Raw genomic sequence first — 19,041 nt, forward strand, 5'->3', positions numbered from 1 at the left:
GCGGGCGAGCGCTTTGGGAGACTGCCCTCATGACTGGTGGTTCGTTCAGCAGAGTCGGAGTCGTCGGACTGGGCACGATGGGCGCGGGCATCGCCGAGGTGCTGGCGCGCGGCGGCCTCGCGGTCGTCGGCGTCGAGGTGAACCAGGACGCGCTGGAACGCGGGCGCGGGCATCTGGAGGGCTCGACCGGGCGGGCCGTCAAGCGCGGGCGGCTCACCGAGGACGCGCAGCGCGAGATCCTCGGCCGGGTCGCGCTGACGACCGACTTCGCCGACCTCGGCGACTGCGACCTCGTCATCGAGGCCGTCCCGGAGCGGCTCGACCTGAAGCGCAAGGTCTTCGCCGAGCTGGACCGGGTGTGCCGGGACGACGCCGTCCTCGCCACCAACACCTCGTCGCTGTCGGTCACCGACATCGCGGTCACCACCGGACGCCCCACCAAGATCGTCGGGGTGCACTTCTTCAACCCGGCGCCCGTGATGAAGCTCGTCGAGGTCATCGCGACCGTGCTGACCGAGCCGGACGCCGTGACCCGCGTCGCCGACCTGGTGACGGGCCTCGGCAAGACCCCGGTGACGATCGGGGACCGCGCCGGGTTCGTCGCGAACCGGCTGCTGTTCGGCTATCTGAACCAGGCCGCGTCCATGCTGGAGTCCGGGCACGCGACCCGCGACGACATCGACGCCGCGATGAAGGCGGGCGCGGGCCTGCCGATGGGCCCGTTCACCCTCATGGACCTGATCGGCCTCGACACCTGCCTGGAGGTGCTCGAAGCGATCTACGCCGAGTCGCGCGACCGGCGCCACGCCGCGTCCCCGCTGCTGCGCGAACTCGTCACCGCCGGGGTCCTCGGCCGCAAGACGGGCCGCGGCTTCTACGCCTACGACAAGTCCGCCGCCGAGCCGGAGGCCGAGGCCGCCGCAGGCCCGGCGCCGGTCGTGGGCATCGTCGGCGTCGGTCCCCTCGCGGACGCGATCGCCGCGCTGTGCGAGCGGGCGGGCGCCGAGGTCCGCGACTCCGCCGCCCGGTTCGCCGACTGCGACCTGATCGTCGAGGCCGCGGAGGACGCCGAGGCCGGGCGGGCGCTGCTGTCGGCCGCCGCCCAGGCCGCCAAGCCCGGCGCGGTGCTCGCCGTGACGTCGGCGTCCGGCCCGGTGATCGAGCAGGCGATGGCGACGGGCCGTCCCGCCGACGTCGTCGGCCTGCACCTGCCCGACCCGGCGGGGACGCTCGCCGAGGTCGCCGCCACGGTCGCGACCGACCCGCAGATCGCCGACCGGGCCCTCGACCTGGCCGGACGCCTCGGCCTCACCGCCGTGCGCTGCCGCGACCGCGCCGGCTTCATCGTGGACGCCCTGCGCTTCCCGTACCTGAACGACGCCGCGGCGATGCTCGGCGCCGGGTACGCCGACGCCGACTCGATCGACGCCGCGATGACGCTCGGCTGCGGCTACCCGACGGGCCCGATCGCCGACCTCGACAGGCTCGGCCTGGACCGCGCGGTCACCGTCCTGCACGCCCTCCACGCCGAGACCCGCGACCCGGCCATGGCGCCCACCCCCCTCCTCACCGAGCACGTGACGGCCGGAAGCCCGCTGCGCTGAATATCCTCGAAGCCATGAGCCCCCGGAAAAATCGTCGCGCAATGTCCGGACGTCCCTCGCGGGGCGGCGGGGGAGTGTGGGCTCAGGAGACCGAGGACGGGCCGGACGGCGCATGGATCGTCCGGGCGATCTCCGGGGCCGCCGCGACCAAGGCGTACCGGTGCCCGGGGTGCGACCAGGAGATCCCGCCGGGCGTCGCGCACGTCGTCGCGTGGCCGGCGGACGACCGGGGCGGCGAGGACCGCCGGCACTGGCATCGTCCCTGCTGGCAGGCCCGCGGCCGGCGCTCGCCCCGTGTCATGCGTTCGCGTGACGCGCCTCGCTATTAGCCCCTTGACCGGGGGCCGTCCCCCGGAACCGACACGGAGGAGACCCATGGCCGAGATCAGGGCGGCGACGGTGCTGCCGGCGCGGCGCGAGGAGATCACGCTGCACACCTCCGACGGGCTGGAACTGGTCGGCGAGCTGGCGCTGCCCCCGGACCGGCCGCCGGTGGCGACGCTGGTGTGCCTGCATCCGCTGCCCACGGCCGAGGGCATGATGGACAGCCACGTCCTGCGCAAGGCGTCCTACCGGCTGCCCGCGCTCGCCGGGGTGGCCGTGCTGCGGTTCAACACGCGCGGGACGACGTCGGCGCGCGGCACGAGCCAGGGCGAGTTCGGCGAGGGGGAGACCGAGCGGTTCGACGTGGCGGCGGCGCTGGAGTACGCCGAGTACCACGATCTGCCGCATCCGTGGCTGCTCGGCTGGTCGTTCGGCACCGAGCTGGCCCTGAAGTGGGGACGTGACCCGCTGGTCGAGGGCGCGATCCTGCTGTCCCCGCCGCTGAGGCGCGCGGGCGACGCGGACCTGGACGCCTGGGGCGCCGACGGACGGCCCGTCGTGGCGCTGGTCCCGGAGTTCGACGACTACCTGCGCCCGGTGGAGGCGCGGGAGCGGTTCAAGCGCGTCCCGCAGGCCGAGGTGATCGCGGTGGACAACGCCAAGCACCTCTGGGTGGGCGAGCCGTATGTCCGGATCGTTCTGAACGAGATCGTCAAGCGGGTCGCTCCGGCGGCGGCCCCGCTCCCCACTGAATGGGACGAATTGGACGAATAACCTCATGCGGCCGATCGCGGCCACTCTCGTCACGTACGACCCGATAGCGGGTAACGATGGCTTAGCGATCGCGTTCACGGCGACCCGACCGGGACGCCGTCCGGAGGGACCGTCCATGACCGTGCAGCTGTACGCCAGGGATGTCGGAACCGGCACGCCGCTCGTCCTGCTGCACGCCTTCCCGCTCTCCTCGGCGATGTGGCTCGGCCAGCGGGAGGGCCTCGCGAACCGGTTCCGCGTCATCACCCCCGACCTGCGCGGCTTCGGCGGTTCCGTGCTCGGCGACGACGAGCCGTCCATCGATGCGATGGCCGACGACGTCGCCCGCATGTTCCGGCGCCTCGGCGTCGGCCGGGCCGTCGTCGGCGGGCTGTCCATGGGCGGCTACGTCGCGATGGCCCTCTGCAGGCGGCACCCCGACCTCGTCCTCGGCCTGGTGCTGGCCGCGACCCGCGCCACCGCCGACGCCGACTCCGTCCGGGAGGTCCGGCTGCGGCAGGCGGGCCGGCTCGAACGCGAGGCCACCACGCAGGTCCTGGTGGACGAGGTGCTGCCCGGCCTCGTCGGGCCCACCACGCTGAGCCGGCGCGCTCTCATTTACGGGCGCGTGCGCGGTCTCGTCCAGGCCACCCCGCCGCTTGCCGCCGCGTGGGCGCAGCGCGCCATGGCCGGCCGCGCGGAGGCGTTCGACACGCTCCGCGGCGTGCGGGTGCCCGCCCTCGTCATGATCGGGGACGAGGACGCGCTCGCCACCGAGGACGAGGCCCGTGCCATGTCCGACGCGCTGCCCAACGCGGAACTGCTCGTCATGCCGCGCGCCGGGCACCTGTGCGCGGTGGAGCAGCCGGACCTGTTCAACCAGGCGGTGGCGGAGTTCGCCACCGCCCTGGCCCGCACGAGCCGCTGAACGTCCGGCGGCCGGCTAGATCACCTCTTGCCGGGGCATGACGACCTCGCGGATCAGCAGCGAGATCGCCGCCGCCGTCGGGATCGCCAGCAGCGCCCCGACTACGCCCAGCAACGCCGCGCCGACCAGCGCCGCCACGATCGTCACCGCCGGCTGCACGTCCACCGTCCGTTTCATGACGCGCGGATACACCACGTAGTTCTCCACCTGCTGGTAGACCAGGTAGAAGATCACGCAGACGATGAGATCGGTGGTGGTTCCGGTCAGGAACGCGACCAGGGCCACGACCACCGCGCCGATCGTCGCGCCCACGAGCGGGATCAGTGCGGTCACCGCGACGATCAGCGACAGCGCCAGGCCGTACTTCACCCCGAGGATCGACAGGAAGATGTACGAGCAGACGCCCGCGATGAACGCGATCGTGAACTGCCCGGCGACGTACCCGCCGATCCGGTCGAGGATCTCGTCGCCCAGCAGGGCGACGCGCGCTCTGCGGGATCGGGGTGCGAGTTTGTAGAAGAACGTCTTGATCTGCGGCAGCGAGCTGAGGAAGTACAGCGTCAGGATCAGGATCGTGATCGTCTGGAAGGCGCCGCTTATCGCGACCTTGCCGATGCCGGTGGCGGTGTCGGTGAGGCTGTTCTGGAAGTCCGGGCTGTTGACGGCCTTCTCGGCGCGGTCCAGCAGCCCGTAGCGCTTGTCCCACTCGGCCAGCGTCTGGTTGTTCTGCAGTTGCTCGACGTACTCGGGGATGCTCTTGCGCAGCTCGGTGACCTGCTCGGTGACCGGCTGGACGAGGGAGGCGACGAACCCCGCGAAGAAGAGGATCACGACGAGGAACACCGTCGCGACCGCCGCGCCGCGCGGGAACCCGAACTTGCGGAGCCGGTCCACCGCCGGGTTCAGGCCGACCGCGAGGAACATCGCCACCACGATCATCACGATCACGGACTTGGCGTTCGTCGCGGCCCGCACCAGCAGCCAGGCGGTGATGACGCCGAGCGCGGCGGTGAACCCGAACACGAACGGGTGGGCCCGGCCGAGCGGCTGACCGGGCCGTCCGAACGGGAACAGGTGGTCGACGCCGGCCTCGCGCCTGCGCTGCTCCACGTCCTGCGCCGGGTCGGGCGCGCCCTGGTCGGGCGAAGCCTTGCCGACCGCCGGCACCGGCGCCGGGAGGTTGACGGGCGTGCCGGTGGCCGGGTCGCGCTCCCCGGACGGCTCGTCGATCTCCTCGGGCTTCAGTGCACCGCTGGGCGCGACGGCGTCCTCGACTCGTTCCTCCGAGTCTCCTGATTCGTCCGCTGCGGCTCGTCCAGGCGCGTCCTCGACTTGTTCTTCCGGTTCGCCTGATTCGTCCGCTGTCGCTCGTCCGGGCGCGTCCTCGTCATCCCGGCCGGTGTCGTCGTCACGGCCGGTGTCGTCATCCCGGTCGGTACCGTCGGGCGGCTCGCCGGTGGACTCGGGGGACGGGTTCGCCGGGTCGTCGTCGGCGGGCGGGGTGGGAGCGGGAACCTTGCCGCCGGTCGCGGGACGCCCCTTGCCGGGGATCGCCTCCGGCCCGTTCTCGTGGGGGGTCTCGTCGGACACGCCGCTCTCCTCTTTCATCCTGCCGTGGTTGCGCACGCCGCGTCGCGGACCGGAGCCCGCGCTACAGGGTGAGACGACGGAAAGCCTAGAGGCGTTTCCGCTGCCTCTAGGCTTTCCGTCACGTTCGGGCCACCGTCAGATGACGGTCACTCCTGCCACCAGTCCTCGTCGTCCTCTTCGGACTTGGCGGCGGGGGCGCCCTGCTTGGCGGGCGCGGCCTTGCCTGCGGGCTGCTGCTGCCTCGGCTGCTGCTGCCTGGGCTGCTCGGCCTGCTGCGCCGGGGCCGGCTTGGGCTCGGCCGCGGGGATCGCGGCCTTCTCCGGGGGCGCGGCCAGCTCGGCGTCGCCGCCCAGGTTCGGCGCGACACCGCCGATCAGCTGACGCAGCTGGTTGAGGTGGCTGGTGATGCTGTCGCGCTGGCGCGTGAGTTCGTCGACCTGCCGCTGCGCCGCCGTCCGGACGCGGTCGGACTCGGCCTTGGTCTCGGCGAGCAGCTGCTCGGCCTGCGCCTTGGCCTCGGCGATCACGTTGTCGGAGTTCTTGCGGGCGTTGGCCATGAGCTGCTTGGCGTGCGAGTCGGCCTCGCGCCGGGTCTGCTCGGCCTGCTGCGTGGCCTTGGCGGCCCGCTGCTCGGCGGACGCGGCGCGCTGCTCGGCTTCGGCGACGAGCTTCTGCGTGGCGGCCTGGGCGTTGGAGTGCCGCTCGGCGTCCTGCCGGTCGGCCTCCTCGCGGCGGGCGGCCAGCTGGATCTCGAACTCGGCCTCGGCCTGGGCGCGCTGGGCTTCGCTCTCCTCCAGGATGCGCTGGGCCTGGGCCCGCATCTCGTCGGCCTGCCGCTTGGCCGTCGTGAGGATCTCGTCCCGCTCGCGCTTGGTGGACGCGCGCAGCTGCGCGACCTCGCGCTCGGTCGTGGTCCGCAGTTTGGCGATCTCGCGCTCGGCGCCGGCGCGCTTCTCGGCGACCTCGTGGTCGGCGGTGGCGCGCAGCTTGGCGACCTCGCGCTCGGTCGTGGAGGTCAGCTCGTCGGCCTCGCGGCGGGCCGAGGTTCGCACCTCCTCCGCCTCGCGCTCGGCCGCGCCGCGCATGTCGTCGCCCTCGCGCTGGGCGTTCGCGCGCAGTTCGGCGGCGTCGTTCTCGGCGGTGGCGCGCTGCTCGGCGGCGTCGACCTTGGCCGCGGCCTTGATCTCGTTCGCCTCGGAGCGTGCGGCCTGAACGAGCTCGGTGGCCTGCTCCTCGGCGAGCCTGAGCAGTTGCTCGATGCGCGCGCCGAGACCGGAGTAGGTGGGACGTTCCTGCTCCTGCAGCTGACGGTGGGCGTCCGACAGCTCTCGCTGCATGGCCTGTGTCTGCTCGCGGGTCTGCCGGACCTCGTTGTCGAGCGTTTTGATGTGCTCGTCGACCTGGTGCCGGTCGTAGCCGCGAAGCACCACGTCGAATTCGCGCGGGGGCGTGTCTTCAAAGAAGTTGCTGAGCTGGGCGTCGATGTCGGACTGCATGTGGCTCAATCCTGATGTGACGGGGCTACGGGTAGTTCCGGGGACCGGTTGATCGCCTGACATGACGGGCGCAGTGCCCCAGACCTCTTCCGGCGACTGAAGCGTACTCCGGACGCTGCCGTGTTGGGGGCTCATCTTGACGCGCTGCGTATTTTGTCGTTTTTGTCCACCTGACCTTCCGCTGGGTTACCGCCCAGGTACGGGCACCACAAATGCACCAGATGTGGCGGAACGGTCACACAGCGGCGGTCGGTACCCCGTCGTCGGCGACGGTGATATCGAACACGTCACGATCCGATCGCGCCCCTGTGGCGGCGGCTCCAGAAGATCACGCGGGTCCGTCAGCGCTTCTGCACGAGCTCGGTCAGGACGCCGTGGCAGTCCTTGGGGTGCAAAAAGTTGATCAAGGATCCCATGGACCCGTTGCGCGGCGCGTCGTACAGGACCCGGACGCCCTTGCCCGCGATGCCGGCCGCCTCCTGCTCGACGGTCCCGTCCGTCCCGAACGCGATGTGGTGCACGCCCTCGCCGTTCTTCGCCAGCCACTTGGCGACCGCCGAGTCGTCCCGGATCGGCTCGATCAGCTGCAGGTAGCTCGCCGCCCCGTCCCCCGTCTCGTTGATCTTGAGCATGCACTCCCGGACGCCCTGCTCCTCGTTCACCTCGAAATGCGCGTCGGTGAAGCCGTAGGTCGCCTTGTAGAACTCGACGGTGGCGTCCAGGTCATGACAGGCGATGCCGATGTGGTCGATACGGGTCAGCATGGGCTTTCTCCCTACTCGGGCGGCCAGGCGGGGGCGAACTGAACCGAACATGGTTCTCCTGGGTATGGTGGCAAACGTCGCCGCAGCACCACCCTGGAGGCCCCCTCATGACCGCCACTTCCGTGATCGTCGCCGGAGCGCGCACCCCCATCGGGCGCCTGATGGGCTCGCTGAAGGACTTCTCCGCCGCCGACCTCGGAGCGCACGCGGTCAAGGCGGCGCTGGAGCGCGCCGGGGTGTCCGGCGACCAGGTGCAGTACGTGATCCTCGGCCAGGTCCTGCAGGCGGGCGCCGGCCAGATCCCGTCCCGGCAGGCGGCGGTCAAGGCGGGCATCCCGATGAGCGTCCCGTCGATCACGATCAACAAGGTCTGCCTGTCCGGGCTGGACGCGATCGCGCTCGCCGACCAGCTGATCAGGGCCGGCGAGTTCGACATCGTCGTGGCGGGCGGCATGGAGTCGATGACGCAGGCCCCGCACCTGCTGCCCAAGTCGCGCGGCGGCTACAAGTACGGCTCCGTCGAGGTCCTCGACCACATGGCCCACGACGCGCTGACGGACGCGTTCGACGGCATCGCCATGGGCGAGTCGACCGAGATGCACAACGCGAAGCTGGACATCTCCCGCCAGGAGCAGGACGAGTTCTCCGCCCGCTCCCACCAGCGCGCCGCCGAGGCCATCAAGAACGGCGTCTTCGACGAAGAGATCGCCCCGGTCGAGGTGCCCCAGCGCCGTGGCGAGCCGGTCGTGTTCTCCGCCGACGAGGGCGTGCGCGGCGACACCACCGCCGAGTCGCTCGCCAAGCTGCGCCCCGCGTTCAGCAAGGACGGCACGATCACGGCGGGCTCGTCCTCGCAGATCTCCGACGGCGCCGCGGCGGTCGTGGTGATGTCCAAGGCCAAGGCCGAGGAACTCGGGCTCACCTGGCTCGCCGAGATCGGCGCGCACGGCAACGTCGCCGGCCCCGACAACTCGCTGCAGTCCCAGCCGTCCAACGCGATCAAGCACGCCCTCGGCAAGGAGGGCCTGAGCGTCGACGACCTGGACCTCATCGAGGTCAACGAGGCGTTCGCCTCCGTCGGCATCCAGTCGATGCGCGACCTCGGCGTCGGCCCCGACAAGGTCAACGTCAACGGCGGCGCCATCGCGCTCGGCCACCCGGTCGGCATGTCCGGCGCCCGCATCGCCCTGCACCTGGCCTACGAGCTGAAGCGCCGCGGCGGCGGCGTCGGCGCTGCCGGCCTCTGCGGCGGCGGCGGCCAGGGAGACGCGTTGCTTATTCGTGTCCCGACCCGAACCCTCGCCTAGCGGCTCAGAACCGATCGGACCACGTGCGATCGCTGCATCGCTTCGGCTCGCCTTGCGGCTCGCTGCGCGATCAGGTTTCTCGCAGGCTCGAATCCTGCCTTCGGTCGCGATCGCGACGGCTCTGGTTGTTGTGGGGTTGCGGCGACGGCTGAGGTCGGTGCATGTCACTGGGCCTTGGGCTGGTGGACGGTGACCGTCGTGAAGCCGAGGGCCTTGAGCATGTTCTCCAGCATCGTCTTGGTGTTGGCGTCGGCGCGTCCCTTCAGGCCGCTCTGGGCGGCGGCCGTCTGGATCTTCTGGGACGCCAGGACGTAGAGCTGCTGCTGGTCGGCGGGATTGCTGCTGAAGAAGTCGCCGAAGCGGTCGAACAGGCCGCGTTCGGTCGCGTAGACGTAGCTGTGCTCCTGGTCGAGGTTGGTCTTCTCCAGCTGGGCGGGCGGCAGAGTGATGGTCGCGGACGTCCGGTCCGCGTTCACCTTGACGGCGCCGGAGCCGAGCTTCGAGAAGTCCACGTAGGCGTCGACGGAGCCGTTCCCGACGAACAGGGTGCGCTTGCCGCGCAGTGACCCCGGCAGGAACTTGGCGTCCTTCTCCAGGTCCACGATGACCTGGAAGTTTCCGCTCGCCGCCTCGTAGCGGTGCAGGTCGCGGATCGACTTCAGCAGGACGGGCCCGCTGCGGTCCTTGGTCTCCACGCCGAACGGGTTCAGCCATCCGGGGAGACCCCGCAGCGCCTGCTGGGCCACGAGCACGACCGCGACGGTCGCGACGACGAGCAGGACGGAGGTGATCAGCCCGCGCCGGGAAGCGCGGGACCGGACGGGGGACGACGTGCGGGGCGCGTTCGGTTCCGGGCGAGCCATGTACGGGACATTCCCGGCAGGAACGTCCCGTATCTGGCGTGCCGGTTAGGTCGATGTGAGCGAGGCCATAGCGTGGGACGAAACCCCAGGCGGGGGCCGGTACGTTGAAGCGGGTGTGGACATGATTCGTGTTTTCCGCCTCGTCTCCGTCGCCGAGGCGGTTTCGTTCCTGTTGCTGCTACTGGTCGCGATGCCGCTGAAGTACGGGGCGGACGCGGAAGTGGGCGTGCAGTTGATGGGTCCGATCCACGGAGTCCTGTTCATGGCCTACGTCGGGATGGTCTTCCTCGTCCGCGAGGCGCTCCGCTGGGACCTCAAGCGCACGGTGCTGGCGCTCGCCGCGGCCGTGCTGCCGGTCGCCCCGTTCCTCGTGGAGCGCTACTGGACCAGGCCCGCGAACACGACCGCAGCGGGCGCCGCGACGGCGGCGCGCTGACGGTGATGAACTTCTGCGTGGCCGCGGCCGGCTGGGGGTCCGCCGCGGCCGCGCAGAGGATGACCGGGCTCAGTCGGCGTTGCCGAGGGGCTTGCGCCCGGCGGTGACGTCCGAGTCCTTCGCCGCGCGTCCGGAGGATTGCTTCGCCTGCTTCTTCGACTGCTTCACCAGGTGGTGGGTGCCGCCCGTCCGGAAGTCGGCGGGGCCGAGCGCGCAAGCGCGGTAGTCGGCGAAGTTGAGCCGCAGCCACGCGCGGCGCCGGGCCTCGCTCCAGGACGCGAACCGGCGCGCCGCGTGAGTGTCGGCGATGGCGGGAGGGTCGTCGCCGAGAAGCCACGCGTCGACCAGCGTGCGGTAGCCGTTCGGTGAGGCCGCGCAGGCGCGGGCGTCCTTGAGGCTTCGGCTGATCTGCCGGACGGCCCGCGCCGCGTACCCGGGCGACAATTCCTCGTCGAGGTGGACGGTGGCGACGCCGTTCTCCACCGAGACGGGGGTCCCCGCCGGACGCTGCTCCACCTTCGTGAACGCGCTGGGGGTGTCGTTGAGGCGCGCGGCGAGGGGAGTGGCCGCCGCCATCAGCCGGGGCAGCGCGTCCCGCAGGGCGGGGTGGACGCACACGGTCAGCGGCCATTCCCTGCAGACCGGCGCCGCCGCCACGGGCGCGACCGTCCCACCGGAGCCGTGCAGGCTGAGCGTGGCGGTGACCGTCGCGGCCAGCGCCACCACGAGCGGGAGGACGAGCAGGAACCGCCGGGTCACCCACATCACGTAGCCGAGGATCAGCGCGGTGGTCAGCCCCGCCGTCCAGGTGACCTGGTCGACGAGCACCTGGGGGCGCAGGGTGGTGAACAGGGCGATGTGCTCGAACGCCGCCGGGGGAAGCAGGCTCCACCACGACACGCCTGGGACGCGCAGCGCGGCCCAGAGCGACGTCACGGCGAGAACCAGGGCGGCTGTGGCGCGGTGAGGGACGACGCGTCCGGCCAGGTAACCAACGACGACGTGCAGGACGAGTGAGCCCGCACCGGCGACGATGCCCATCGGGTGGGGATGCCCCGACTGGCCTTGGAACAGGGTGACGGCGACGACCATGACCGTGACCGCGATGTAGGAGACCAGCGCGGCGGAGGACAGCAGAAGCAGGTCGAACAGCACACCGGTTGCGGGGGAGCGCGCGGTGAGGTCGCGCAGATAGTCGAGCGGACGTTCCCGGACCGCGGTCCACGCCGCCAGGCCCGCGGCGACGGGACCCAGGAAGCGGACCGCGTTGAGCAGTGCGACGACGGTGTTGTCCCAGTACGCGACCGACGGGCACAGCGACAGGACGGCCGCCGCCGTCCCGACCGAGGTGAGGACCGGCACCGCGACCAGCAGTGCCGTGCGGCGGGCGTCCAGCCGGAGCACCCGCCCCAGGTCAGACACCGGTGGTGCTCCCGGCGGGCGGCCGCCTCGCCCGCAGCCTCGTCAGCTGCGGCAGCGGCACGCTGGGCAGCGTCATCTGCGGCAGCGTCAGCCGCGCGGGGCGGCGCTCCGGCGGTGGGGGCGCGGGCACCGGCGCCGCCGGGTCCGCGCCGCGGCGGTCGGCGGCGGTGCGGCCGCGGCGCGCGGTGGCGGATCGCGTGGGGTGCTCGGTCAGCCTGCCCCGGGCGAGCGTGAGGAGGCGGTCGCACCACCCGGTGAGCGTCCCGGTGGCGTCGGCCGTGACCACCACCGTCGGGGCGAGGGTGCGCAGCACCGGGATCAGCTCCGTCATGGCGGAGGTGAGCACGTGGTGCCCGGGGCCGTCGGCGCCGGTGGGCCACGGCTCGGCGGCGGCGCACAGCTCGCCGAACGGGTCGTCCAGGAAAACGGCGTCGGGCTCGTGGACGCACGCGGCGGCGAGCCCGGCCCGCAGCCGGACGTCGGGCGGCAGCAGCGCCAGTTCGGTGCCGGCGGCCTCGGCGAGGTCGAGCCGCCGCACCATCGCGCGCGCGGCGGACGCGCTCGTCCGCTTGTAGTACGCCGCGTACTCGACGAACTCCCCGGCCGTCATGTGCTCCGCCCGGGAGAACCGCGCCGGCAGGTATCCGATCCGGGCGCGCGCGGCCCGCACGCCGGCGGTGTGCGCCACGTCGTGCCCGAGAACGTGCAGGGCGCCGGCATTCGGCCTGCGCAAGGTCGCGAACGTGGCCAGCAGAGTGGATTTACCGGCACCAGGTGGACCGGCAAGGCCGACCACGCCTTCGGGTACGCCGAAGGTCACCGGGCGCAGGAGCCACCGCCCCCCGCGGCGGACACCCATTCCTCGGGCCACGATCACGGAATGATCCGCGATCACAAGTTTCCCCCCATTGCTCGTCATGCGGTCGCGGCGGCCGGCGGCGAGCCCGGTGACCCGGTGCGCCGGTGGCCGTGGTCCCCCAACCCCGCCACTCGGTGCCCGCCGAGCCGGGCCGCCGTTCGGCGGTCCCGGCGCGCCGGTCGCTTTAGCCGTGCCGCGATGCATCGACATCGTGACTATAACCGGGCTTGGTGATGGCTGCCAGCAATCTTTTTGCCTTTACGGCAGGACGCCTGGATTCTTTGCCCGCCGCGCCCTAGATGGGAATTCGAAAAAGGCGGGCAATTGCCGAACTGTGCGCAGAATCGGGACGTGTCGGACGTCCGGTGCGGGCGCCGCGCTCCGCTGGGAGCGTACGGACGCGCGGTCACACGCGCTCATGAGGCAGGATGGACCCATGCCTTCTCGGGACTTTTCGTTGCACGGGGCCATCGATCTGGGGGCGCGCCAGTCGGCCGCCAGGAAGCAGCAGGAACGCCGGGCCCAGGGCGGCGGCGCGTCCGCGGGTGCGGGCGCGCCCGCCGGCCAGTACGTCGTGGACGTCACCGACGAGACGTTCAACACCGAGGTCGTGGAGCGGTCGCAGTCCGTTCCCGTCCTCGTGGACTTCTGGGCCGAGTGGTGCGGTCCGTGCAAGCAGCTCGGGCCGATCCTGGAAAAGCTCGCCACCGAGGCGGCGGGCAAGTGGGTGCTGGCCAAGGTCGACATCGACGCCAACCCGCAGCTCGGCGCATACATGCAGCAGATGGGCGTGCGCGGCATCCCGTTCGTGGCGGCCGTCGTCGCCGGGCAGCTGCTGCCGTTCCTGAACGGGGCGGCGCCCGAGCCGCAGGTGCGCCAGGCCATCGACCAGCTCTTCGAGGCGCTGCGCAAAGAGGGCATCCTGCCGGACGCCCCCGAGGGCGAGCAGCCCGTCGCGGACGAGGCGGGAGCGCTCGTCGTCGACCCGGTGTACCAGCGGGCCGAGGACGCGCTGCAGCGCGGCGACCTGGACGGCGCCAAGGCCGCGTTCGAGGACATCCTCGCCGGCGACCCGCGCGACGCCCAGGCCAAGCAGGGCCTCGCGCTGGTGGGGCTGAGCCTGCGGGTGCGGTCGCTGGACGCCGAGGGCGCCCTCCGGGAGGCCGCCGCGAAGCCCGGCGACGTCCAGGCGCAGATCAGCGCGGCCGACGTGGAGATGGTGTCCGGCCAGATGGAGCAGGCGTTCGACCGGCTGCTGACCGCGGTGCGCGGCAGCGCGGGCGACGACCGCGACGCCGCGCGCAAGCACCTGCTGTCGCTGTTCGAGCTTCTTCCGCCGGACGACCCGCGCGTCGCCAAGGCCCGCCGCTCCCTCCAGTCGGCCCTGTTCTGACCGGTTGCGTCCGGTTCTGCCGGTTCTGTCCGCGTTCGAAACGGGCATGGACCGGATGTGAGCGCGCGGGTGGTGACCATCTCGGCCGCGTTCGGGGCCGGTGGGCCGGTCATCGGCCCGGCGGTGGCCGGGCGCCTCGGGCTGCGCTTCGTCGACCGCGCCATCCCCGAACTCGTCGCCGGTGAGATCGGCTGCACGCTGGAGGAGGCGCTCGCCCACGACGACCGGGCCGAGAGCGGCATCGGCCGGATCCTCGCCGGGGCGGCGCGGCTGCCCACGGTGGCGCTCGGCATGGACGTCTACTTCCCCGAACGCGCGATTCCCCTGCCCGAGGAGTTCGTGGAGCACACCGAGAGCGTCATCCACCGGACGGCCGAGCGCGGCGGGGCCGTGCTGCTCGGCCGGGCCGCCGCGGTGGTCCTGGCCGGACACGAGGGCGCGCTGCACGTCCGGCTGGACGGCCCGCGGGAGCGGCGGCTGGCACGCGCCGCCGCCGAGATGCCCGCCGAGTCGGGACGAGCCGCGCGGACCAGGACACCCGACCGTGATGTTGAGCGTATGCTCGATGACAACGACCGCGCCCGGACGGCCTACGTGAAGCACTTCTACGGGGCCGACCCCGCCGATCCGCGGCTCTACCACCTCGTGATCGACTCCACGGGGCTGCCCGTGCCCGCGACCGTCGAGCTGATCGTCGTCGCGGCGCGGGCGCTGTGAGCCGCGGGACGGTCCGGGCCGCGGCCCCCGGACGCACCGTCCCGGACGCATCGTCCCGGCCGGAGCGGCGCGCGCGGGACATCGACGACCCGTAGCAGAGGGAGCAGTTGCCGTGGCGAGTGTGCCAAGCGTGTCGTACTCGATCACCGTCCGGCTGGAGGTCCCGGCGGGCGGCAGGGCCGTCAGCCAGATCACCCACGTCGTGGAGAACGCCGGAGGCATCGTCACGGCCCTCGACGTCAACACCGCCGGCCACGAGACGCTGCGCATCGACGTCACGATCGCGACCCGCGACACCCAGCACGCCGAGGCGATCTCCGGCGCGCTGGAGCAGATCGAGTCCGTCAAGATCCACAAGGTCAGCGACCGGACGTTCCTGATGCACCTCGGCGGCAAGATCGAGATGCAGTCCAAGGTGCCGCTGCGCAACCGCGACGAGCTGTCGATGGCCTACACGCCCGGCGTCGCCCGCGTCTCCCTCGCCATCGCCCGCAACCCCGAGGACGTCCGCCGGCTGACGATAAAGCGCAACAGCGTCGCGGTCGTCACCGACGGCTCGGCCGTGCTCGGCCTCGGCAACATCGGCCCGGAGGCCGCGCTGCCGGTCATGGAGGGCAAGGCCGCGCTGTTCAAGCGGTTCGCCGGGATCGACGCGTGGCCGATCTGCCTCGACACCCAGGACACCGACGAGATCGTCCGGACGGTGCAGATCCTCGCGCCCGCGTTCGGCGGCATCAACCTGGAGGACATCTCCGCGCCGCGCTGCTTCGAGGTCGAGGCCCGGCTGCGCGAGCTGCTGGACATTCCCGTCTTCCACGACGACCAGCACGGCACCGCGATCTGCGTGCTCGCCGCGCTGACCAACGCGCTGCGCGTCGTCGGCAAGGACATCGGCTCCGTCCGCATCACGATGGCGGGCGCGGGCGCCGCCGGCACCGCCATCCTGAAGCTGCTGATGCACGCGGGCGCCCGCAACCTCGTCGTCTGCGACGCCCTGGGCGCCGTCCACAAGGGCCGCGACGACATGGACGGCTCGCTCTGCTGGATCGCCGACCACACCAACGCCGACGGCTACGCGGGCGACCTGCGCGGCGCCGTCAAAGACGCCGACGTGTTCATCGGCGTGTCCGCCCCCGGCATCCTGAACGGCGACGACATTGCCACGATGAACGACGACGCGATCGTTTTCGCGCTCGCCAACCCCGAGCCCGAGGTGTCGCCGGACGAGGCCCGCGAGCACGCCGCCGTCGTCGCCACCGGCCGCAGCGACTACCCCAACCAGATCAACAACGTGCTGGCGTTCCCCGGCGTCTTCCGCGGGCTCCTGGACGCCCAGGCCGACATCGTCACCCTGGAGATGCTCGCCGCCGCCGCCAAGGCCCTGGCCGAGGTCGTGACCCCGGACGAGCTGGGCCCCAACTACATCGTCCCCAGCGTCTTCCACCCCGACGTGAGCAACTTCGTGGCAGGCGCCGTCCGCGAGGCCGCAGGCGGCCGCCCCCGCACCGAAGCCTGACCCCCAACACCCACCCGACGAAACCCAACCCCCGACGCACGCTAGGGCGACCGCCCCTGGGAGAACGCCCCCTGGACTATCACGGCACGGGTCGTGCGGCCGGAGGCGCCCCAGGCGCCGGAGGTCGCACGACCCGCCGAGCCGGGCGACCGCAGCGACACGAGGCAGACCGAGACGGTCACAGCAACCGAAACCGTGTCGTGAGGATCGACCGGCTCGCAACGGGGGTTCCAGGGGGTCGCCCCCCTGGGCTAGCGCTTCTCGGGGAAGATCTGGTCGCGGCGGCGGGGCCAGATGCCGCCGTACCAGAAGATGATCGCGCCGGTGACGATGATGGCGACGCCGGTCGCGCCGCGTGCCCACAGGACGGCGTCGGGCCCGGTGTGGGGCAGTTCCTCCGGCGGGGTCTTGGTCGGTGCGGCGCCGGCCTTCTCGCAGTTCGCCTTCACCGTCTTGCTCTCGATCCGCTTGTTGGCCCAGTTGACGGTGATGCGGGTGCGGCGGTCCTCGCGGACCTCGACGGCCACCGACCGGGTCGAGTTCGCCCGGATCTGGCCGGGGATGGCGGCGCTGCCGTCGTTCTTCTCGACCCCGAAGTCCTCGTTCCGCTTCCCGGTGTTGCGGACCGTGACCTTCACCGTGCCGGCCGGGCAGGAGACCGACCCGATCGAGGCCGTCACGGGCTGCGCGGGCGCCGGTGATGTTTTGGACGGGCCGGGCGACGGCGAGGTCGCCGTCCCGGACGGGCTGGGGCTCGTGGTGGCCGAGGTGGAGGCGCGTGACGCCGATGACCCCCAGTCGAACAGCATCGGGATCAGGAGGAGCGCCCCGATGACGAAGAACACGGCGGCGATGACGACCCTGGGCAACTGCACGCTGTCCTCCCCGGCCCGCCGGGGCGTCCCAAGCGGGTGGCCGATGTTGCTAGATCATTCTTAACCTAGGTCCTTGTGGTGCCGATATCCCCATCGATAGGAATGCGTAACAGGCTAACGAGCTGGGGGACGTGCCGCCGGAGGTCCGCGCAACGCATGATGGAACCCATGGAAGACGGCATCAGGGTGGGGCTTCTGCTGGTGGCGACCCCCCAACTGGAGGATCCCAATTTTCGGCGGAGCGTCGTCCTGCTTGTCGAGCACGACGGCGACGGCGGCACGCTGGGCGTTGTCCTCAACCGGCCGACGGAGGTCCCCGTCGACCGCGTGCTGCCGCCGTGGGCCGAGCTCGTCACCGGGCCGGCGGTGGTGTTCCAGGGCGGTCCGGTCGCGCTGGAGAACGCGCTGGCCCTGGCCCGCCTTCCGGGGGAGGACGAGCCGCTCGGATGGCGCGCCCTGAACGGCGGCGCCGAGGTCTCCCGGGTGGGTCTCGTCGACCTGGAGGCCCCTCCGGGCCTGCTGGCGGCCGAGCTGCTGCAGCTGCGGGTGTTCGCGGGTTACGCCGGATGGTCGGCCGGGCAGCTGCGCGCCGAGATCGAGGACGGCTCCTGGTATCTGGTGCCGGCCGAGGCCGGGGACGTCTTCGCGGCCGACCCGGACCGGCTGTGGCAGGAGGTCCTGCGCAGGCAGGGCGGCGACCTGGCGTTCGTCTCCACTTTCCCCGAGGACCCGACGCTGAACTAAGGTGGACGACGTGAGTACGAAGATCCTTCCCGACGGCGACACCCAGACTGATGTCAGGCCCGACCTCTCGCACGGTGACGGCGACCATGAGCGGTTCGCGCACTATGTGAAGAAGCAGAAGATCACCGAGAGTGCGGTGACCGGCGCGCCGGTGATCGCGCTGTGCGGCAAGGTCTGGGTGCCGAACCGGGATCCGAAGAAGTACCCGGTCTGCCCGGAGTGCAAGGAGATCTACGAGTCCATGAAGACGGGCGGCGGCAAGGGCGACGAGTGACCGGCCGCTGAGAGGCGGCTGATGGCGCGCCGCCCGTTCCGGCGTGCGCGCGTGCGGTCCCGCGGTCGCGTTCCACCTCTGGGAGATCCCTGAGGGGCGCTGATCGCGGGACTTCGGTGTCTTCACACATACGGGGGATGAATGCGGCGGTTGGCCGGGGTTTCGGTGTGCGCACTGCTGATTACGGTGTGTGCTGTTCCGGGTTCGGTGGGTGATCGGACGCGGGTGCGGGCCGCTCCGGCGGCGGGACGGGCGGACGGATGCGTCCCGGATCCCGTCGCGCGAAGGTCTCATCCGGGGGGCCGTCCGCGAGACCGGGCCGACCTCGGCCATGACCAGGTCGTCTCCATGCTCGCCGATCTCCGGCGGACGCTCCTCGGCCAGTTCGGCACTTCCGACGAGCGACGCCTCGACTCGACGCTGCGCAGAGCGCGGCGCGTCGTCGTCCCGGTGCGGTTCCACGTCGTCCACAGCGGGCGCAAGGGCAGGCTGTCCAAGAGGGACGTCCGCCGGCAGATCTCCACGCTGAACGCCGCGTACGGCGGCAAGAAGGGCGGCGCGGACACTCGCGTCAGGTTTCGCCTGACCGGCTACGACCGCACCGACAAATCGGCCTGGTTCCTCAACCCGCGGAAATACGAGAGCCCCATGAAGCGGCGTCTGCGCAAGGGAGGGCGTCGCACGCTCAACATCTACACCGCCGCCGTGGGAACGGACGTGCTGGGCTTCTCCACGTTCCCCCAGTGGTACCGCGAGAACCCGCGCATGGACGGCGTCGTCGTCGACTACCGGAGCCTGCCGGGCGGGTCGTTCGGTCCGTACGACCACGGTTACACGGCCGTCCACGAGATCGGGCACTGGCTCGGCCTTTTCCACACGTTCGAGGGCGGCTGCTTCTCACCCGGGGACGGGGTGGCCGACACCCCGTACGAGGCGCGGCCGGCGCAAGGATGTCCTCACTCCCGGGACACCTGTCCCAGGCGCGGCAGTGATCCCGTGCACAACTTCATGGACTACGCCCACGACGCCTGCATGCGGGAGTTCACCGCAGGTCAGGGCCGTCGCATCCGGGCCGCCTGGGCCGCCTACCGGTCCCGCCGGAGCGGTCACCGGAGTGTGGATCTCGGCACACGTGAGGCGCCCGGGGCACGAACTGTCGGTGGGGCTCGGTAGCCT

General features: G+C 71.7%; 19 protein-coding genes. 12 read left to right on the forward strand and 7 right to left on the reverse strand.

The genetic code is table 11. The features are described 5' to 3' along the window. The first annotated feature begins 29 nt into the window (after positions 1-29). The 4 genes from AB0C35_RS34865 to AB0C35_RS34880 all read left to right on the forward strand — a co-directional run bounded on the left by AB0C35_RS34865 (position 30) and on the right by AB0C35_RS34880 (position 3,609). Positions 30-1,604, forward strand: a complete 1,575-nt coding sequence (locus tag AB0C35_RS34865; protein WP_358465720.1) for a 3-hydroxybutyryl-CoA dehydrogenase — start codon at positions 30-32, stop codon at positions 1,602-1,604. A 41-nt stretch (positions 1,605-1,645) separates the two neighbouring features. Further along, the gene (locus AB0C35_RS34870) at positions 1,646-1,933 is read left to right on the forward strand and encodes an ATP/GTP-binding protein (RefSeq protein WP_358465722.1); all 288 of its coding nucleotides are present in this window, start codon (positions 1,646-1,648) and stop codon (positions 1,931-1,933) included. A gap of 46 nt (positions 1,934-1,979) precedes the next feature. After that, positions 1,980-2,702: an alpha/beta hydrolase gene (locus AB0C35_RS34875; protein WP_358465724.1), complete on the forward strand. Its 723-nt coding sequence runs from the start codon at positions 1,980-1,982 to the stop codon at positions 2,700-2,702. A 115-nt stretch (positions 2,703-2,817) separates the two neighbouring features. Next, positions 2,818-3,609 (forward strand): alpha/beta fold hydrolase, encoded by a 792-nt coding sequence (locus AB0C35_RS34880; RefSeq protein ID WP_358465726.1) that lies wholly within the window; start codon positions 2,818-2,820, stop codon positions 3,607-3,609. Positions 3,610-3,624: 15 nt separating this feature from the next. Here AB0C35_RS34880 and AB0C35_RS34885 read toward each other — a convergent pair whose 3' ends face one another. From AB0C35_RS34885 to mce, 3 genes are all read right to left on the reverse strand, one after another. Further along, complete coding sequence (locus AB0C35_RS34885) at positions 3,625-5,199, reverse strand: AI-2E family transporter (protein ID WP_358465728.1); 1,575 nt, start codon at positions 5,197-5,199, stop codon at positions 3,625-3,627. A gap of 146 nt (positions 5,200-5,345) precedes the next feature. Next, positions 5,346-6,695: a DivIVA domain-containing protein gene (locus tag AB0C35_RS34890; protein ID WP_358465730.1), complete on the reverse strand. Its 1,350-nt coding sequence runs from the start codon at positions 6,693-6,695 to the stop codon at positions 5,346-5,348. Positions 6,696-7,036: 341 nt separating this feature from the next. Further along, the gene (mce, locus tag AB0C35_RS34895) at positions 7,037-7,459 is read right to left on the reverse strand and encodes a methylmalonyl-CoA epimerase (protein WP_358465732.1); all 423 of its coding nucleotides are present in this window, start codon (positions 7,457-7,459) and stop codon (positions 7,037-7,039) included. Between the two features lie 107 nt (positions 7,460-7,566). Here mce and AB0C35_RS34900 point away from each other — a divergent pair, with 107 nt between their 5' ends. After that, positions 7,567-8,766 (forward strand): acetyl-CoA C-acetyltransferase, encoded by a 1,200-nt coding sequence (locus AB0C35_RS34900; RefSeq protein ID WP_358465734.1) that lies wholly within the window; start codon positions 7,567-7,569, stop codon positions 8,764-8,766. A 164-nt stretch (positions 8,767-8,930) separates the two neighbouring features. Here the strand turns inward: AB0C35_RS34900 and AB0C35_RS34905 are convergent, their stop codons facing one another. Beyond that, on the reverse strand, positions 8,931-9,629 hold the full coding sequence (locus AB0C35_RS34905; protein ID WP_358465736.1) for a DUF4230 domain-containing protein: 699 nt from the start codon (positions 9,627-9,629) through the stop codon (positions 8,931-8,933). A gap of 121 nt (positions 9,630-9,750) precedes the next feature. Here AB0C35_RS34905 and AB0C35_RS34910 point away from each other — a divergent pair, with 121 nt between their 5' ends. Next, positions 9,751-10,065: a DUF3817 domain-containing protein gene (locus AB0C35_RS34910; protein ID WP_358465738.1), complete on the forward strand. Its 315-nt coding sequence runs from the start codon at positions 9,751-9,753 to the stop codon at positions 10,063-10,065. A gap of 69 nt (positions 10,066-10,134) precedes the next feature. Here the strand turns inward: AB0C35_RS34910 and AB0C35_RS34915 are convergent, their stop codons facing one another. Both AB0C35_RS34915 and AB0C35_RS34920 read right to left on the reverse strand, forming a co-directional pair. Further along, positions 10,135-11,487, reverse strand: a complete 1,353-nt coding sequence (locus AB0C35_RS34915; RefSeq protein ID WP_358465740.1) for a hypothetical protein — start codon at positions 11,485-11,487, stop codon at positions 10,135-10,137. Further along, positions 11,480-12,406 carry an ATP-binding cassette domain-containing protein gene (locus AB0C35_RS34920; RefSeq protein ID WP_358465742.1) on the reverse strand — a complete coding sequence of 309 codons (927 nt, stop codon included), beginning with the start codon at positions 12,404-12,406 and terminating at the stop codon, positions 11,480-11,482. The genes AB0C35_RS34915 and AB0C35_RS34920 overlap by 8 nt, the downstream gene beginning before the upstream one ends. 376 nt (positions 12,407-12,782) lie before the next feature. Here AB0C35_RS34920 and AB0C35_RS34925 point away from each other — a divergent pair, with 376 nt between their 5' ends. The 3 genes from AB0C35_RS34925 (at position 12,783) to AB0C35_RS34935 (ending at position 15,972) form a co-directional block, all read left to right on the forward strand. Further along, positions 12,783-13,739: a tetratricopeptide repeat protein gene (locus AB0C35_RS34925; protein ID WP_358465744.1), complete on the forward strand. Its 957-nt coding sequence runs from the start codon at positions 12,783-12,785 to the stop codon at positions 13,737-13,739. A gap of 57 nt (positions 13,740-13,796) precedes the next feature. Then, the gene (locus tag AB0C35_RS34930) at positions 13,797-14,456 is read left to right on the forward strand and encodes a cytidylate kinase-like family protein (RefSeq protein ID WP_358465746.1); all 660 of its coding nucleotides are present in this window, start codon (positions 13,797-13,799) and stop codon (positions 14,454-14,456) included. Positions 14,457-14,568: 112 nt separating this feature from the next. Continuing rightward, positions 14,569-15,972, forward strand: a complete 1,404-nt coding sequence (locus AB0C35_RS34935; RefSeq protein WP_358465748.1) for an NAD-dependent malic enzyme — start codon at positions 14,569-14,571, stop codon at positions 15,970-15,972. 251 nt (positions 15,973-16,223) lie between these two features. On the opposite strand, the gene AB0C35_RS34940 is transcribed toward AB0C35_RS34935, so the two are convergent. After that, positions 16,224-16,847 carry a hypothetical protein gene (locus AB0C35_RS34940; protein ID WP_358465750.1) on the reverse strand — a complete coding sequence of 208 codons (624 nt, stop codon included), beginning with the start codon at positions 16,845-16,847 and terminating at the stop codon, positions 16,224-16,226. A gap of 168 nt (positions 16,848-17,015) precedes the next feature. Between AB0C35_RS34940 and AB0C35_RS34945 the strand changes: the two genes are divergently transcribed. From AB0C35_RS34945 to AB0C35_RS34955, 3 genes are all read left to right on the forward strand, one after another. Continuing rightward, positions 17,016-17,591, forward strand: a complete 576-nt coding sequence (locus tag AB0C35_RS34945; protein ID WP_358465752.1) for a YqgE/AlgH family protein — start codon at positions 17,016-17,018, stop codon at positions 17,589-17,591. A gap of 10 nt (positions 17,592-17,601) precedes the next feature. After that, a complete protein-coding gene (locus AB0C35_RS34950; protein ID WP_358465754.1) occupies positions 17,602-17,865 on the forward strand; it encodes a DUF3039 domain-containing protein in 264 nt (87 codons plus the stop codon). Positions 17,866-18,213: 348 nt separating this feature from the next. After that, entirely contained in the window at positions 18,214-19,038 is an 825-nt protein-coding gene (locus AB0C35_RS34955; RefSeq protein WP_358465756.1) for a zinc metalloprotease, read from the forward strand. Positions 19,039-19,041: the final 3 nt, after the last annotated feature.

Source organism: Spirillospora sp. NPDC048819 (assembly GCF_040650055.1).
Classification (GTDB): domain Bacteria; phylum Actinomycetota; class Actinomycetes; order Streptosporangiales; family Streptosporangiaceae; genus Spirillospora.

Bases quoted from the DNA above. Each gene is read 5' to 3' on its own strand.
- mce (WP_358465732.1), bottom strand. From the start codon at position 7,459: ATGCTGACCCGTATCGACCACATCGGCATCGCCTGTCATGACCTGGAC.
- AB0C35_RS34880 (WP_358465726.1), top strand. From the start codon at position 2,818: ATGACCGTGCAGCTGTACGCCAGGGATGTCGGAACCGGCACGCCGCTC.
- AB0C35_RS34910 (WP_358465738.1), top strand. From the start codon at position 9,751: ATGATTCGTGTTTTCCGCCTCGTCTCCGTCGCCGAGGCGGTTTCGTTC.
- AB0C35_RS34945 (WP_358465752.1), top strand. From the start codon at position 17,016: ATGGAAGACGGCATCAGGGTGGGGCTTCTGCTGGTGGCGACCCCCCAA.
- AB0C35_RS34905 (WP_358465736.1), bottom strand. From the start codon at position 9,629: ATGGCTCGCCCGGAACCGAACGCGCCCCGCACGTCGTCCCCCGTCCGG.
- AB0C35_RS34900 (WP_358465734.1), top strand. From the start codon at position 7,567: ATGACCGCCACTTCCGTGATCGTCGCCGGAGCGCGCACCCCCATCGGG.
- AB0C35_RS34865 (WP_358465720.1), top strand. From the start codon at position 30: ATGACTGGTGGTTCGTTCAGCAGAGTCGGAGTCGTCGGACTGGGCACG.
- AB0C35_RS34920 (WP_358465742.1), bottom strand. From the start codon at position 12,406: ATGACGAGCAATGGGGGGAAACTTGTGATCGCGGATCATTCCGTGATC.
- AB0C35_RS34955 (WP_358465756.1), top strand. From the start codon at position 18,214: ATGCTCGCCGATCTCCGGCGGACGCTCCTCGGCCAGTTCGGCACTTCC.
- AB0C35_RS34890 (WP_358465730.1), bottom strand. From the start codon at position 6,695: ATGCAGTCCGACATCGACGCCCAGCTCAGCAACTTCTTTGAAGACACG.
- AB0C35_RS34870 (WP_358465722.1), top strand. From the start codon at position 1,646: ATGTCCGGACGTCCCTCGCGGGGCGGCGGGGGAGTGTGGGCTCAGGAG.
- AB0C35_RS34925 (WP_358465744.1), top strand. From the start codon at position 12,783: ATGCCTTCTCGGGACTTTTCGTTGCACGGGGCCATCGATCTGGGGGCG.
- AB0C35_RS34875 (WP_358465724.1), top strand. From the start codon at position 1,980: ATGGCCGAGATCAGGGCGGCGACGGTGCTGCCGGCGCGGCGCGAGGAG.